General features: G+C 35.9%; 12 protein-coding genes. 4 read left to right on the forward strand and 8 right to left on the reverse strand.

Going from position 1 to position 15543, the window contains the following annotated elements:
• Nucleotides 1-19: 19 nt before the first annotated feature.
• On the reverse strand, nt 20-901 hold the full coding sequence (locus MT391_RS04700) for a transposase family protein (RefSeq protein ID WP_499497067.1): 882 nt from the start codon (nt 899-901) through the stop codon (nt 20-22).
• A gap of 321 nt (nt 902-1222) precedes the next feature.
• On the reverse strand, nt 1223-1654 hold the full coding sequence (gene trxC, locus MT391_RS04705; RefSeq protein WP_166369242.1) for a thioredoxin TrxC: 432 nt from the start codon (nt 1652-1654) through the stop codon (nt 1223-1225).
• A 552-nt stretch (nt 1655-2206) separates the two neighbouring features.
• Here trxC and acnA point away from each other — a divergent pair.
• Nucleotides 2207-4939 (forward strand): aconitate hydratase AcnA, encoded by a 2733-nt coding sequence (gene acnA, locus MT391_RS04710; RefSeq protein WP_499497068.1) that lies wholly within the window; start codon nt 2207-2209, stop codon nt 4937-4939.
• A 214-nt stretch (nt 4940-5153) separates the two neighbouring features.
• Here the strand turns inward: acnA and MT391_RS04715 are convergent, their stop codons facing one another.
• Entirely contained in the window at nt 5154-6632 is a 1479-nt protein-coding gene (locus MT391_RS04715; RefSeq protein WP_499497069.1) for a GGDEF domain-containing protein, read from the reverse strand.
• A 480-nt stretch (nt 6633-7112) separates the two neighbouring features.
• Between MT391_RS04715 and MT391_RS04720 the strand changes: the two genes are divergently transcribed.
• Nucleotides 7113-8966, forward strand: a complete 1854-nt coding sequence (locus MT391_RS04720) for a cation:proton antiporter domain-containing protein (RefSeq protein WP_166369236.1) — start codon at nt 7113-7115, stop codon at nt 8964-8966.
• A gap of 116 nt (nt 8967-9082) precedes the next feature.
• Here the strand turns inward: MT391_RS04720 and MT391_RS04725 are convergent, their stop codons facing one another.
• Both MT391_RS04725 and MT391_RS04730 read right to left on the reverse strand, forming a co-directional pair.
• A complete protein-coding gene (locus tag MT391_RS04725) occupies nt 9083-9766 on the reverse strand; it encodes a YceH family protein (protein ID WP_166369234.1) in 684 nt (227 codons plus the stop codon).
• Nucleotides 9767-10074: 308 nt separating this feature from the next.
• Entirely contained in the window at nt 10075-10704 is a 630-nt protein-coding gene (locus MT391_RS04730) for a hypothetical protein (RefSeq protein ID WP_299663267.1), read from the reverse strand.
• Between the two features lie 482 nt (nt 10705-11186).
• Between MT391_RS04730 and MT391_RS04735 the strand changes: the two genes are divergently transcribed.
• Nucleotides 11187-11642 carry a c-type cytochrome gene (locus MT391_RS04735; protein WP_499497070.1) on the forward strand — a complete coding sequence of 152 codons (456 nt, stop codon included), beginning with the start codon at nt 11187-11189 and terminating at the stop codon, nt 11640-11642.
• Nucleotides 11643-11753: 111 nt separating this feature from the next.
• On the opposite strand, the gene MT391_RS04740 is transcribed toward MT391_RS04735, so the two are convergent.
• From MT391_RS04740 to MT391_RS04750, 3 genes are all read right to left on the reverse strand, one after another.
• Entirely contained in the window at nt 11754-12455 is a 702-nt protein-coding gene (locus MT391_RS04740) for a cytochrome b/b6 domain-containing protein (protein WP_499497071.1), read from the reverse strand.
• A gap of 212 nt (nt 12456-12667) precedes the next feature.
• Nucleotides 12668-13180, reverse strand: a complete 513-nt coding sequence (locus MT391_RS04745; protein ID WP_499440199.1) for an ankyrin repeat domain-containing protein — start codon at nt 13178-13180, stop codon at nt 12668-12670.
• A gap of 161 nt (nt 13181-13341) precedes the next feature.
• On the reverse strand, nt 13342-14802 hold the full coding sequence (locus MT391_RS04750) for a catalase (RefSeq protein WP_499440198.1): 1461 nt from the start codon (nt 14800-14802) through the stop codon (nt 13342-13344).
• Nucleotides 14803-14975: 173 nt separating this feature from the next.
• Between MT391_RS04750 and MT391_RS04755 the strand changes: the two genes are divergently transcribed.
• On the forward strand, nt 14976-15491 hold the full coding sequence (locus MT391_RS04755) for a MarR family winged helix-turn-helix transcriptional regulator (RefSeq protein WP_499497072.1): 516 nt from the start codon (nt 14976-14978) through the stop codon (nt 15489-15491).
• The last annotated feature ends 52 nt before the right edge of the window (nt 15492-15543 follow it).

Raw genomic sequence — 15543 nt, forward strand, 5'->3', positions numbered from 1 at the left:
CTATTAATTTGCTAAGCGTTTACTGTACGTTTAACAAATGAAATCGGCTTAAAAATTCATTATAATTTGCCGCTAATAAACGGCGGATATGGAACGGCGCATGGCGCAAAACATACTTCATATAGCGTCTTGCGGCATCGGCTTCATCGTCTTGATATAAATCTACATATACCCATTCACTCTCTAGGTCATGTGCAATTAACAAACGCGGTTGGTTATCTTGATTGGCAATATTTTTTTGCTTTGTTTTATTCAATGATTTATTTAATGTTCTATTCGCTGCTTTATTCGATTTTGTATCAAGATCAGGCAAGGTTGTCACACTCACTTGCACTACATCTGAATAGCTTAAATGACGAGTATTTGAATTTCTTGCTTGGTCTGCCAGTTTACTGCTTTTTAGGCTGTCGGTATCTTCCAAGCGTAATTGATTTAATACATCCAACATAGCCTGAGGGTTAACCACAGAACTCATCACTTCATCTGAGTTATTGTCTTGAATCGCAACGGTGACTTGCTGTTCTAACTTAATTAATTCACCAGCAGGATCGATATCAGCTAATTTAGAAACACCATGGCGTTTTAAACATCGCTGTAATCCAGCACGAGAAGTGTTTTCATTAATGAATTGGCGACAGACTTGTAACAGATGATCAAGCGACAACATTAATCTAGTACGTAATTGCACTACGATATATTGTTGTTGCAAGGTAAGTGTTGTTTTTGAGTTTTTTGGGACATGTGAAGCATCTTCAAGCGTATCGCGTTGACGCCATTTACGTACCGTAGATTCAGATATTTTCAGAAGACGAGCTAATACCGCCGTAGGCAGTTCTGATGCTCGAATAAAAGCTCGGATTTCAGGGGTAGTAGTAGCGTTTTTATGCTGTTTGGCGCTCAATAGATGATTCACTAAAACGAAAAAGTATCGCTAATATACACAGGTATCAACCCCTATACAATCAACCGATACTTATAATTGTTTATAGTCTGTGCAAACACACAATTTTTTATCGAGATCACAGAATTGTTAATCATTAATTTCTGCATGGTGAATAGATTCAAAATAGTCAATAAAGATTAGCCTTCTATTTATAACTTATAAACTATAGCCTTTAACCTATACCCCATACCCCATACCAAGATATACCAAGATATACCAAGATAGTCTGAAACATGAGTACGACTTTTCAAGGTTATAGGCTTTTCAAAACGCTATTAACTATTTAAGTAAAGCCTGTGCTAACCAAGTTTTGAATTGTGCCGCGGGCAATGCACCATTCAATGTATCAACCATTTTTCCCTGCTTAAAGACCATTAAAGTAGGAATACTGCGTATATTATATTTTGCGCCTAATTGTTGTTGGTCTTCGGTATCTACTTTCACAAATAAAACCGACGTTTGCTGTTTTGCAACTTCAGTAAATGTTGGCGCAAAGTTAATACATGGACCACACCAAGGGGCCCAAAAATCAACGACTACCGGCTTTTCACTATTAATCAACGCTGCTAAATTAGCATCGGTACCTTCAACAGGGGCACCTTGTAATAAATCTTTTTTACAACGCCCGCAGCTCGGGTTAGCGTCAATTCGATCAATGGGTAAACGATTCATTGAATGGCAATGTGGGCATCTAGAAGTGATTGTATTCATTATTATGTTCTCTTTTAAGTCGATGGATCAAAATCTATTTCTTTGCATGTGCTATTTTTTAAATAGATGATTTATGTTTTTTCTTATTCTCAATTTCTTCGTTCATTTAATACTTTATTTATAAGTGTTTTATTAAATTATTTATTTAAAACTACTCCATAGAATCAATGCTACTTAAAATAAACCTAGGTTTAAAGAGACCAAGATAGTAGAGCAGACAATTAAGTCAAAAAATAAGTGTTATCTCGATTTATTCAAAAATATTGTTGAACATTTATCAAGCAAAATCTACAGACGACTAAAAACGAATTTCAACTTATTGTTTGTATATTCTATAGATCTTTATTTATATGCTTTAACTTATTCATTGCGGCTCACTTATTCTTGCTTGCGAATCCTAGCAAGTGATCTCAATTACAATTTTTGTGAAGTATATTTCATTGATGTTTATCAGATTTCTGCTACCCCCTTAATTTTATTGTGGAATATGATAGTGTATGTTTATTGTACTTAGCGTTATTCATCAAATGTAATTTTAATGGAGAACTACTCATGGCCACATCGATACAATCTTTAAAACAACTTCAAATTAACGATAGCATTTATAACTATTATAGTTTTGATGCTTTACAAGATAAGTATGACCTTTCGCGTTTACCCTTTTCCGCTAAAATCTTATTAGAGAATTTACTGCGCCATGCAGATCGCGATTTTGTGCAACTAGAGGATATTGAAACGTTAGCAAAATGGGATGTAGATAACTGGCAAGATACTGAAATCGCTTTTGTTCCTTCTCGGGTTGTGCTTCAAGATTTTACGGGGGTACCTGCCGTTGTAGATTTAGCAGCGATGCGAGATGCGATTGTAAAAATGGGCGGGAAAGCAGATAAGATCAATCCGCTGAATCCAGTAGAACTAGTTATTGACCACTCAGTAATGGTAGATGTCTACGGCCAAGCCGATGCTTTACAGCAAAATACAGCCATGGAATTTCAACGTAATGGCGAACGTTATAAGTTCTTACGTTGGGGTCAACAAAGCTTTGATAATTTTAAAGTTGTCCCTCCAGGTCGCGGTATCGTACATCAAGTCAATCTCGAATATTTAGCGCGCGTTGTGTTTAAAGATTCCGAACAAAATAATTTACTCTATCCTGATACTTTAGTTGGCACAGACTCACATACCACCATGATCAATGGTCTTGGTGTTTTGGGTTGGGGAGTGGGAGGCATTGAAGCTGAAGCCGCTATGTTAGGCCAACCCGTCACCATGTTATTGCCTGAAATTGTAGGATTTGAATTAACCGGAAAATTACCCGCGGGGACGACGGCAACGGATCTCGTATTAACGGTAACTGAACAGCTACGTGCTGCAGGTGTAGTGGGTAAATTTGTTGAGTTTTTTGGTGAAGGAGTCAATCAATTAACTTTGGCTGATAGAGCAACCATTGCCAATATGGCACCGGAATATGGAGCTACCTGTGGTATTTTCCCTATCGATCATCAAACCATTGATTATTTAAAATTAACCGGTCGTAGCAGTAAAGATATTGCACAAGTTGAGGGTTATTTAAAAGCCATGGACATGTGGGGTGTAGAGTCGCAAAAAAATGCGGTTTATCATAGCAGATTATCATTACAACTTGATCAAGTCGTCCCTTCTATTGCAGGCCCTAAAAGACCTCAAGACAGAATATCACTGGACCAAGCGGGCTCAGCCTATCGTGATTGGTTAGCATTACAAAAAGGACCACAACAAGCAGCTCCTGATCAAGCAAAAAGTGGTTTTGAAAGTGAAGGAGGACAAGCATCCACTATACTACCTTCAAGCGATGGTGGTGCAGGTGTTGCTTGTCAATATAATGGTGAAGACTTTATTTTAAAACATGGCTCTGTCGTCATTGCAGCAATAACTAGTTGTACTAATACTTCCAATCCATCGGTATTAATTGCAGCGGGTTTATTAGCAAGAAAAGCGAGACAACTTGGGTTAAATGTTAAACCTTGGGTTAAAACTAGCTTGGCACCGGGTTCACAAGTAGTCACCGATTATTTAGCAAAAGCTGGTTTAAATGAAGATCTAGATGCGCTCGGATTTCAATTAGTAGGCTATGGCTGTACCACCTGTATTGGTAACTCAGGTCCTTTACCAACTGAAATTAGTGACGCAATACACCAAGGGGATTTATCCGTTACTTCCGTATTATCAGGAAACCGTAACTTTGAAGGACGTATCCACCCCGAAATACAAGCTAATTATTTAGCGTCACCGCCTTTAGTGGTTGCCTATGCATTGGCAGGTAATATGCAAATAGACATTACTACCGAACCTTTGGGCAATGATAGCAATGGCAAGCCGGTTTACTTAAAGGATATTTGGCCAGATAATAACGAAATAAAACAGATGATGGAAAAAGTCATTGATAGCTCAATGTTTATATCCCGTTATGCTGATGTTTATAGTGGTAATAAAGATTGGCAAGCATTGGACGTTGTACAAAGCCAAAAATATGATTGGCCAGATTCAACCTACGTTAAACTCCCACCTTTCTTTGCTAATATTAGTGCCCAAGTACCAGAGATTACCGATATTAATAATGCACGTTGTTTATTAAAACTAGGTGATAGTGTCACCACAGACCACATATCCCCAGCGGGCTCTATTGCACTTGATAGCCCTGCCGCAGCCTACTTAGAAAGCGAAGGTGTAGCTGCAAAAGATTTTAACTCCTATGGTTCTAGACGCGGTAATCACGAAGTCATGATGCGAGGCACTTTTGCTAATGTACGTTTACGTAATTTATTGGCTCCGGGTACCGAAGGCTGTTGGACGCGCATGATGCCATCTGGTGAACAAATGAGTGTATTTGATGCTGCTATGCAATATCAACAACATAACATTGCTTCCATTGTGTTAGCGGGTAAAGAGTACGGCACGGGTAGTTCACGTGATTGGGCGGCGAAAGGGCCTGCGTTATTAGGCGTTAAAGCAGTTATCGCACAAAGTTACGAACGCATACATCGTTCTAATCTAGTTGGAATGGGTATATTGCCTTTACAATTTATGGAAAACGATAGCGCTGATTCATTAGCATTAACGGGTGAAGAACAATTTACTATTCCGGCGGTCAGTGCAGGACAAAAAACGGTGCAAGTGACAGCCATTGCTGAAGATGGAAGTTCTCGAAGCTTTGAAGCACGTATTCGAATAGATACACCGAATGAGTTTAGCTATTATCAGCACGGTGGCATCTTACACTACGTACTTCGTAACTTATCTGTTTAGAGGGTTAATATTGAAGTAGTGAATTTGTAAGTGTTTTAAAAGAGACTTGTTTAGCTGCTTATTGCTTAGCAGCTAAACACTTAACCAGTTAAAAAATTGATTAGCCAAAAGATTAACCAGCAAAACAAGCGACCTCGTATGAGGTTTACTTATTGGTTAATAACGGTCTTGTATCGCTTTGCTTATCCAGATCTGAGGTTAACTATAAATAGGTTTATTGAGTTTTATCAAATGCAGTTATATTGGGTTCTCCCAACACAACTTGGTCCCTACCCTGATGCTTAGCTTGATATAATGCATTATCAGCACGCTCAAAAGCGAGATCAGCATCATCAGATTTACAAAATGATGTATAACCGATTGAGACAGTGATCGATAGCTGATCATTTTTAAATTTAAAGGGAATATTCTTAATTTGTTCTCGTAATTTATTTAATACATAAGCAGATTGTTGTTCGGTAATTTCGGGTAGTAATAGTGCAAACTCTTCGCCACCAAAACGGGCAATATAGTCATTTTTTCGAATTGATTTTTGTAACGTTTGTGCAATAACATGAAGCACTTTATCACCCGCTAAATGACCAAAATTATCATTAATTTCTTTAAAATTATCAATATCAATAATCGCAATATTAAGACGTTTTTGGTAGGTTTTAAAACGCAGCATTTCTATTTCTAGTCGTTCACTCCAAGCTGCTCGATTAGGAATTTTTGTTAAAAAATCCACATGTAATTGTTTATTTTGCTGCTTAAGTGTTTTTTGATAACTCTGTGTTTCATTTTGTAATTTTTTAATTTGTCTCACCATACTTTGAAATTTATGTCGGAACTTTTGCTCCTTCTTTTTTTCTTGTGCGGTAATAACATGCTGTACGTCACTCACATAGTTTTTAATGTGTGCACGTAAATGTTCTAAATCTTGTATCTCTTCACTTTGTTGTTTTAATAGTTGAGCATTTGACTCAATGGAGATAAAAGTTTCTTTTTGTTGAACAAACCCTGCCTCAGTACTACTTAATGTCCTACTAAAGTTTGAATAAAACTCACTTAAATTATCATTTAACATATACAAAAAATGCCGAGAAGCAGTTCGCTCTTCACGTGTGCTTTTAATAATCAGTTTAATCACTTGTAAACAATGATATGGCAGTTGGAAATGATCATCTTCATTACAAATCTTAATTCTAAGTTTTTCCAGGTCTTTAACGTAAGACTCATCTATATCCAATTCAAGGATCACTTGTTGTAGCTCTTTGTTAATAAAGGCGACATCATTTTTATTATCACAATCAGATTGCATAGAGCATTGACTCAATTCAATCACTGCACTTTGATAAATTTTGATCAAGTCATTTAACTCAACCTGATGTTCAACAACACTATAGGCAGTGTTATTTTGCATATTATTAAGTTTCTTTTTAATTGAATTTGATAACGAGGTAACTTGCTGCAATTGTCGCATTGAATGGCGTGTAATGAATCGACCTTCAGATAATTTTTCTTCTAAAGTATTGGGAACCAACGATAGCTGCTTATTACATTCATTAAAAAGAGTACTACGATCTTCATCGTTGGAGATAACTTGAAAATTCTTTAAAAATGTATACTGATAATTATCAAACGTTTTGTCCTGTCGAAAATGACGCTTGAATAACTGTTGAAACAGTTGCAGTAGTGCTACCGATGAAGCCATGAATTTAAGTCCTTTAAATTACTGATTCAATTATTATTTATTAATTGAACATTCAAAAACAGTATAGCTAAATAGTCAATTTTTAATTATGTTATTTGTTGAAAACATGTGATTAAAAGGGAAAAAGCAGACAAGGCTATAATATATGAGAATTATCTTATAAAATTGACCTATATTATACATTATCAAGTTAAAAACTAATTACATCAACAACTTAAATTTAAGATATTCTCAATATTGTCCAATATTAAAAAATTTAAGATAATTATTGTTAGTTACTTTTTGATTATATTACTATGATAAAAATCATTATATAAAACCATATTAGCTAAATTGATAGCGATCTAAATTGACAGTTATCTAAATTAACAGTAATGCTTAATCATCACAAACATCAGCGTTTTATATTATTAATATTGCTAAAAGAAAATAAGAGCAATTTATATCGCTCACTCTCTTTCAACTTAAAGAATTGACATTATGACAATATATTTTATTCAAGCAGCTCTGTATCTTCTCGTCGCGGTAATATGCGTACTTTTAGCAAAAAGATATGGATTAGGATCGGTACTTGGTTATCTCAGTGCAGGAGTTATCATAGGCCCCATTACAGGTTTAGCAGGCGAAGAGACAAATACTATCCAGCATTTTGCTGAATTTGGTGTCGTGATGATGCTCTTTATCGTCGGGTTGGAGCTTTCACCAAAAGCGTTATGGAATATGAAAAGTCGGCTGATTGGTTTAGGGGGATTACAAATTGGTCTTACAACCCTCATTATCACCTCACTCGGCATTGCATTTGACTTTCCATGGCAACCTTCTTTGGTAGTTGCCCTTATCTTTTCATTATCATCAACTGCGATTGTTATGCAAAGTTTCGCAGAGAAATCACTGAATAAAACCGACGGCGGACAAGCAGCATTTTCTATTTTATTATCTCAAGATATTGCAGTTATCCCGATGCTGGCGGTTATTCCGTTATTAGCTATTCCCGCTTATTTTGGCATGCCAGAAACCATTTCATTAGTCTCAGACCATGGAGCTATCTCGTTAGTTGAACACTTATCGGGTTGGCAGTATGCTGGCGTCATTATTATTGCCATTGCTCTAATTGTGGGTGCTGGACATTATATTTCGAAACCTTTATTTACATTGGTTGCCAAATCGGGACTTCGAGAACTGTATACAGCCACCGCTTTATTATTGGTTATATCGATTTCCGCATTAATGAGTGTGGTTGGTTTATCTCCGGCACTGGGTACCTTTTTAGCAGGCGTTGTACTAGCTAACAGCGAATTTCGTCATGAATTAGAAAGTAATATTCAACCTTTTAAGGGATTATTACTGGGGTTATTTTTTATCACCGTGGGCGCAGGTATTAGTTTCGCAGTGATTACCGAACATTTTTTATTAATTAGTAGTTTGACCATAGCAGTGATTGCTATAAAAGCCGCTGTGTTACTTAGTTTGGCAATTATTTTTAAAATTAAAAACTCCGATGGTTGGTTATTAACCCTTAGTCTCGCGCAAGCCGGAGAGTTTGGATTTGTAGTACTAAGTTTCTCATCACAAAGCCAAGCATTACCCCCTGAATGGGTTGCTATTCTTTCACCCGTTATCACACTATCAATGTTTTTAACTCCACTGCTATTTATTTTCTATGACAAAGTGGTCACTAAAAAATATGTTGCGACACAGCAGAAAAAACCAGCTGATAACATTGATAAAAAAGGACAAGTTGTTATTGCAGGGATCGGTCGTTTTGGACAAGTTATTAATCGCTTACTCATGGCTAATGGCTTTGAAACAACAGTGATTGATCAATCAACAGATATGATTGACCGTGTAAGAAAAATTGATATACATGCTTATTATGGTGATGCGACAGATTCTAGCTTACTTAATACGGCAGGCCTTGAAGAAGCATCGTTATTAGTGATTGCAATTGATGGACCAGAAAACATACTACATTTAGTCAAACACGTTAAACAATTTCATCCACACTTATCTATTGTTGCTCGAGCCTATGACCGTGGTCATGGTTATCTTTTAGAAGCAGCAGGTGCAGATCACGTGTTTATAGAGTCCTACTTTACCGCATTAGAAATGAGTAAGAGATCATTACAAGTGTTGGGCTTTGATGAAAAGAAAGCGGAAAAGGCTAAATCGCTTTATTATCAAACGGAACTAGATCATCATGAAGATTTGCGTAAAGCTTGGAATGATGCGGGCAAAGAAAGTTATCTATTTAACAACTATATTGAGTTGTTTGTATCATTAGAACAAGAGATGAGATTAGCAATGAAAGAACATATTAATGATGAAAAAGAGTAATCTCAACTAACCCAAACACTTCAATCCGTCAGTAGCCTAGTCTAAATTAAACTTAGGCTACTGACTGATTAGTGACAGGCTCTATTGTTATATTAACTTTAATCGCCGAGATCACTTTAGTTAGATATTTTCTCAAAAAGTTGAGCTAATTGCGTTTTTAATTGCTCAACTTCTTTCTCTAACAACACCACTCGAGATTCGAGTTTATCTTGTTCTGCAACATTTTCTGCCGGTAAATTATTCTGTAATGATTGTGTGCCCTGCTGTATATCAAGATCATCGTGTTGATGCTCATGATCAGAAAAGAGATGCATATACCTCGATTCTCTTTTCCCTGCTTCTCTCGGTAATTTTTGTACTTTAGGTTGCTCATTTAATACTAGTAATTGTTCAAGCGCTGCTTCAACTTCACTGACGTTATCAAACTCAGCCAAACGTTGCGTTCTGGTGCGCAGTTCTCCTGGTGTCTGAGGACCACGAAGAAATAACACGCAAAGTATTGCCTTTTGTTGGTCTGTTAATTGTAAATTACCAAAGGTAGTATTGCAGAAGCGATGCTTGTATTTATTGACACGCCCATGTGCTCCGCTATCTACCATTAATTGATTTAGTTCTATTAATTCATCAACAACATTTTGTACTTCTGTTTCAGAAAGAGTTAAAACAGGATCTCGGTTACTCTTTTGGTTACAGCCATTAGTTAATGAGTTTAACGACAATGGATATTGTTCCGGTGTGGTTTTCTCCTTTTCAAGCATCACTCCAATAACGCGGATTTGCAAAGCAGTTAATGTCACCATCTACTCGGGTTCCTTAAGTGTTAAATTTTAAGATATGAAATTGCTGCTAATAATAGTGGGAAATAGCATGGCAACAATTCATGTTTGACCATTACTTGGAATAATGTCCCCAAGTTATTAAAATGCATAGCATTATTATATAAAAGAATTTATTAATGATGAGTAAATAACATTTTTAAAGTGGTCTGTCGTTTTAATGAATATTTGAAAGTAACTAAGTTATTATTTCAACGATAGTAATCGATAAATAGAACAAGAAATCACAAGGGATAAACTTACGATTTCTTCTACTTTTAAACATTATTCGGCTATTCCATAACAAAACCATTTAACAGATCATCAACCTCATTCCTGTATTTTTCCACTAAACTCGCGCCGGTAAAGGTGACATATTGGGTAGAACCGGAAGTATCTGAGTAATAATAGCCAAGGTATTGAAAGTCAATGCCTTTCATGGTGCCAACCATTTCCATATAAATCATTTTTTTGCCATTAACAATACGATATTCTTTTTTGATCACTTTGGTATTAGGAGCGACATCTTTAGCGTTATCTAACGCTATTTCGGTTAATTCTTTAGTATTAATTTGAATCCGTTCAGTGATCACTCTCGCATACAAATCCCCTGCTTTAAGGGTTAAGCTGTATTCGATAGCAGCATCATCGTTTGAACTTTTTTCAAAAGTCCATTTTTTACTGTTAATTGCAAAGGTGGCATTATTTTTTTTACTTTTTAAAACAAAATTTGAAGTCTTAGGTGTATTAAATACCCCAGGATTGGTCTTTATTTCAAGTTCTTCAGTTACATTATCCTGTTCATAAAACCAAGTTCCATCGTCATTCAAAATAACCACATCACCTTCTTCCGTCACCCCTTTTTGGGCGGCAGAAACATGAAGAGAGAAAAAACATAATAGTAATGGAATATAAAGTTTCATAATCGGCCTTTCACTTAGCAAATGATTAGAGTAAACAAACGGGCAGTAAAGTGTATAAAATATAGCTATTTATTAATAACGATATCAATCTAATATTTTAAATCAATATATTACTCACAAACCACCCTGCATTAATAACTTAGGTACTGCCAAGGTCACAATTTACGGGTTAGTCCAACTGCAATGATTCTAAAAAATACCATTAAATAGAGATGAATTTCACAAGAAAAAGTAATGTAACTTAAAAACAACGCTGAAATAAAAGATATCTTTTATTATTGCCTTACTGTGAACTTAAAGTCATACAACAAATTATCAAAAAATAATACTTAAATTATGTTCAATAGTTGACATATTTAATGGATACTCAATAGAATGATTAAGTAGCGTATTCATGATGTTGAGAACAATACCTTAAACAAGCGATGACTGCTCTGCATATCAATATTTTAAAGTCCCCCCTATAACATAAATGAAGGTAGATGATGATGAAGAAAATATTACTCGCCATTACGGCAACTGCAATGATTATCCCCGCTGTATTTGCAAATGATTTTGAAAAAACAGAAGACGCAATCAAATATCGTCAAGCAGCCTATGGATTAATTTCATTTAACTTTGGTGAAATGGGTGCGATGTTAAAAGGTCAGAAGCCTTTTGATCAAGACCAATTCAACATACGTGCTGAAAATGTGGCTGCACTATCTAAATTGCCACATGAAGCTTTTGTTGATGGTTCAGATAAAGGAGATACGGCGGCACTTGCTGAAATTTGGCAGGATAAGGCAGATTTTGATAGTAAAATGAATACTTTTAAAGATAATGCAGCAGCTTTAGCCATCGCCGCTAAATCTAATGACAAAAATGCCATCAAAGCAGCTTTTGTTGATACAGGTAAAAGTTGTAAAGGCTGCCACAAAGTTTACAAAGAAGATTAAGGTAAGATTTACAAGCTATGCACTTATTATTTGAATCTAAGTCATACAAAAAATATCAAAATACCCATTAAGTATTTACTTAATGGGTATTTAATAAGGCTTGGATTCAGGTCATAAAAAACTCACCACAGGCGCTAATAAATAAAACCACACCAATGTAAAAATAATCGCAACAATGACCAATGCAACTAGTTGAGAACGCAGTTTAGGAGCATCTGTACTATCTGTTAAACCTTTATCGCTAGCATTTTTTTTATGTCCACTGAGCTCTTTGTACCCTGTAAACATTGCATTAATTAAATTTTCACCTTTCAGAAAATGTACTACTACAGCTAGAATATGCACCGCTGCCATCGCAATGATGATATTAAAATTGTTCTTATGTACCCAAGTTAACCAATTAGCAGTATCAGAAGAAACTAAAGATACCAAGGGCCCTTCTGTAAAAATTTCATCCGTAGCAAATAAACCAGTGCCTAGCTGTAGCGCAATCAAACTGAGCAACACCACCACCATATAACCACCTAAAGGGTTGTGTCCAAGCGTCTTTGGTTTTGGTTCTTTTAATGTGTAACTAATAACTTGTTTTGGCGATACGATAAACTGTTTGAATAAAGCGGTTTCACTTCCCCAAAATCCCCATATCAATCTAAAAAGAATTAAAGTCATTAATAAATAGGCGCAAATTTGATGCCATTGCATCTCACCATTTTCAGCAGTCCACCAAAGACCTACTAATAATAAAACCATTGCCCAATGGAAAAAACGTGTTGAAAAATCCCACACCTTTATTTTTTTATTATTTAAATTCATCTGTCACCCATTTAGTAAAAAAGTAAATTTATCAATACTGAGAAGTTACGTCGAAGTCATTGTACATACCCATTACCAATCGAGATGCTTTATTCAGTCGTTAGCTTGAATAGTACGGGGTATAGTTTGTAGTCAGTTTATCAGAGCAGGATTATAATTCATCAACATTAACATTGATGGTGGCATCGTTTTTAATTCATTCCCAAAAGACCTTAAGGTGCAAATTTACGCTTCAGCTTATCAAGCATTAAGATCATACCCAGTTTAATAAATCGCCAACTATTAATGAGTTTTGAAGCCCCGTGCTGGGTAGGATAATGTTGATCTAAAAAAGTGATTATATGATGACGGCCGAACATAACAGCCCAATCTCTTACATTCATGTTGGTTTTATTTTTAAGGCTGATGTCTGCTCCAAACTCTAAAAGAAGCAATAATGTTTCAATATCTCCTTTGTAGGCGGCGCCCATCAAAACTGTATTCCCCATACTATCAGTAGAATTAACATCTGCTCCGGAACGCAAAAGAGCTTCACAAAAATCTTTTTCACCATTGTAAACAGATAACATTAGAGCTGAATAACCACGACCGTTGGTCGCATTAAGATCCAAAGCATTATCTCGCATTAAAAGATCTGCATAACCTCTTAAATCACCTATTCTAGCAAAATCAAAAATAGTCGACTCGGTACGATAGGTTTCTTTGTATGCTTTCCAGGTTTTCATTTTTTCCTTTATTCAATTAATAAGAAAATTGAATAGCTGAGCAGACCCGTCACCACAAAATTAGGCCTGCAACAGTTAATTCACTTTTATTGTTTGTTACAATTATAAATCTTTGTATATAAACAACTTATTAAGAAGCAAATCACTTAAAAGTAAATTTTTTACAAGTCAATACTTTTCAAATCAATGTCTAATGCGTTAGCAACACCTTGACCATAAGCAGGGTCTGCTTTGTAACAGTTTGCAATATGACGGTGTTTAACTTCAATTGAAGCAGGACCAATACTTCTTGCTGTATTTTCAAATAATACTTGTTGTTGTTGCGCAGTCATTAAATTGAACAACTTACCGGGTTGGCTATAATAATCGCTGTCATCTTCTCGGAAATCCCAATTATAAGCATCACCATTAATCGCTAACTTAGGTTCTTTTTGCTCTTCCTGCTGCTGCCATAATCCTAAATTGTTAGGCTCATAAGCTTTGGTACTGCCATAGTTACCATCAACACGCATTGCGCCATCACGATGATATGAATTAACTGGACAACGAGGTTGATTGACTGGAATATGCATGTGATTAACACCTAGACGATAACGTTGCGCATCACCATATGAAAATAAACGTCCCTGTAACATTTTATCTGGTGAATAACTGATGCCAGGTACAAAGTTGGCAGGGTTAAATGCTGCTTGCTCGACTTCAGCAAAATAATTATCAGGATTACGATTAAGCTCCATCACACCTACATCAATTAACGGATAATCATCGTGTGGCCATACTTTAGTAAGATCAAAAGGATGTACTTGATAGGTATCTGCTTCTTTCTCTGGCATTATTTGAACTTTGACATTCCATTTAGGAAAATCACCTTGTTCTATTGCTTCGTATAAATCTTGCTGATGACTTTCACGGTTTTTTCCAACTAATGCTTCCGCTTCTTGATCAGTTAAATTTTTAATACCCTGTTGTGTTTGTAAATGAAACTTAACCCAGAAACGTTCGTTATCTGCATTAATAAAACTAAATGTATGGCTACCAAAACCATGCATATGACGGTAACTACTCGGGATACCACGGTCACTCATGACAACAGTCACTTGATGAAGTGCTTCAGGCAATAAAGACCAAAAATCCCAGTTGGTATTGGCATTACGAAGATTGGTACGAGGATCCCTTTTTACTGCATGGTTTAAATCAGGAAATTTCAATGGATCACGTAAAAAGAAAACCGGCGTATTATTACCGACTAGATCCCAATTACCTTCCTGTGTATAAAACTTGATCGCAAAACCGCGAATATCGCGTTCGGCATCAGCTGCACCACGTTCACCCGCTACGGTTGAAAAGCGAATAAATAGATCAGTTTGTTGACCGACTTCGGAGAATATATTTGCTTTTGTATATTGCGTTATATCGTGTGTCACAGTAAACGTACCATAGGCACCTGATCCCTTTGCATGCATACGTCTTTCAGGAATCACTTCTCTATCAAAATGCGCTAATTTCTCTAAGAACCAGAGGTCTTGTAATAACATTGGCCCGCGTGGACCAGCCGTTTGTGCATTTTGATTATCTGCAACGGGGGCACCATTTGTCATCGTTAATTTATGCTTATTGGTCATGATTATCTCCATATCTTAGATTTAATAGATTAATAGTTAATGATTAAATTTAGCGTAAAAAATCAACTTCTTGTTGATGAAGATAATCCACTTTAACCATTACCTTTCTGGAAAGGTATTAATTGAATATACCTCTCTAGAAAGGTATTGTACAAACAAATATAGGGAATTTTATGCCACATACACAATTACAGTTTGATAACTTTATTCGCTTGATGGAAAAAAATTGGTCAAATGCCTTTCAAGGCCTTTATTTACTTTTTCCTCGGGTAGAGAGGATCGCAAAAAACATTGATAGTCATATTAGTAAATCAATGAGTGATCGCGGTTTATTAACGAGTGATTTTCATTTAATTACCGCAATCAGGCGCAGTAAAAGTAGCCCTCCTTATGAATTAAAACCCTCTGAATTATGCAACTACATGTTATTTAGCTGGGGTGGTTTAACTAAAGCAATGAAAAGATTAGAGTCCAAAGGGATCATAACGCGCATTAATTGTGACGATGACAAGCGTATTTGTATGATTCGATTGACCGAGCAAGGGCTTGATATAGTTGACCAATCAGTAATGGAATTACAAAAGATACAGCAACAGTTATTAACCGGATTCACCGCTGAAGAAATAGCATTGTTAGATGAACTACTTGCTAAATTATTAAATAATATAGAGTCACGACAGCTACCATAAAAACACACTGATTGATAAACTATGCGAATACTTTAATCAGTAAATAATAACG

It is taken from the genome of Vibrio sp. 1-Bac 57, assembly GCF_037546855.1.
Lineage (GTDB): Bacteria > Pseudomonadota > Gammaproteobacteria > Enterobacterales > Psychromonadaceae > Psychromonas.